Source organism: bacterium endosymbiont of Bathymodiolus sp. 5 South (assembly GCF_900128535.1).
Classification (GTDB): Bacteria; Pseudomonadota; Gammaproteobacteria; order PS1; family Pseudothioglobaceae; genus Thiodubiliella.
Window position 1 is genome coordinate 1 of sequence record NZ_FQTR01000386.1, and the last position, 995, is coordinate 995.

The following is a 995-nucleotide window of genomic DNA, read 5'->3' on the forward strand; positions in this document are numbered from 1 at the left end:
AACCCACTTTTCACCCACTTGGCGATTTTTTAAACCCAGCCTTAGCCCTGCTAGGACAAGGTTTAAAGAAATCACCAATTGGGCAAAAATTGGATTTTGCTAATCATCCCTATTTATGCAAAGGTCTCTAGATATTTTGAATCGTGCAGGTGTTGAGGTGTTATGGAGAGACAACAATTCTAGTTCTAAAGGCGTTGCAAATCGTGTCACTTATCAAGATTTTAAAACCAGTGGCAATAATCCTATATGTGATGTGGAATGCAGAGATGTAGGGATGTAGGGATGTTGGGTGGTTTACAAGGCTACATCAGCACGCATAAAAATCAAGATATTTTAATTGTCCTACATATGATGGGTAGTCATGGACCTGCTTACTACAAACGCTATCCTAAGGCGTTCGAGAAATTCACACCAACATGCAAGACTAATCAGTTTAGTAAATGTAGTAATGAGATGATTAATAATGCCTACGACAATACCATTGTTTATACCGATTATTTTTTATCTCAAGTGATTGCATTGTTGAAGAAAAATCAAACACATCAAAGTGCAGTACTCTATATGAGTGACCACGGTGAGTCGTTAGGCGAAAAAGGGCTATATTTACATGGTATGCCTTATTTTATAGCACCAAAAGAGCAAACTCATGTGCCATCAATCGCATGGTTTGACAAGCAATTTTCTAAATAAATTACAAAGGACAAAAAAGATTTGGCATTAAGCCACGATGGGCTGTTCCATACTTTGTTAGGATTGTTTGATGTTAGAGTTAAAGTTTATGAACAAAAATTAGACTTTATTAAGTGAATAGGCAACATTAAAATCTAAAGATGATTATAATAGTGCGATTATTTTGCACAAAGATAGATTTATGAAAACATTTAGCGCTAAGGCACACGAAGTGAAAAGGGATTGGTTATTGGTTGACGCTGATGGCAAAACATTGGGTCGTTTGGCAACAGCCATTGCCTCTCGCCTTCGTGGTAAGCACAAGC

General features: G+C 37.2%; 3 protein-coding genes. All 3 read left to right on the plus strand.

The features are described 5' to 3' along the window. Nucleotides 1-115: 115 nt before the first annotated feature. The gene (locus BBROOKSOX_RS12560; RefSeq protein ID WP_373896637.1) at nucleotides 116-280 is read left to right on the plus strand and encodes a hypothetical protein; all 165 of its coding nucleotides are present in this window, start codon (nucleotides 116-118) and stop codon (nucleotides 278-280) included. Next, nucleotides 259-690 carry a phosphoethanolamine transferase gene (locus BBROOKSOX_RS12565; protein WP_373896638.1) on the plus strand — a complete coding sequence of 144 codons (432 nt, stop codon included), beginning with the start codon at nucleotides 259-261 and terminating at the stop codon, nucleotides 688-690. Before BBROOKSOX_RS12560 ends, BBROOKSOX_RS12565 begins: the two co-directional genes overlap by 22 nt. Before the next feature lie 181 nt (nucleotides 691-871). Beyond that, nucleotides 872-995, plus strand: a 124-nt coding sequence (locus BBROOKSOX_RS11680; RefSeq protein WP_180324057.1) for an uL13 family ribosomal protein, incomplete at its 3' end; no start/stop codon positions are given.

Excerpts from the sequence above, each read along its gene's own strand:
- BBROOKSOX_RS12565 (WP_373896638.1), top strand. The coding sequence starts at position 259 with ATGCAGAGATGTAGGGATGTAGGGATGTTGGGTGGTTTACAAGGCTAC.
- BBROOKSOX_RS12560 (WP_373896637.1), top strand. The coding sequence starts at position 116 with ATGCAAAGGTCTCTAGATATTTTGAATCGTGCAGGTGTTGAGGTGTTA.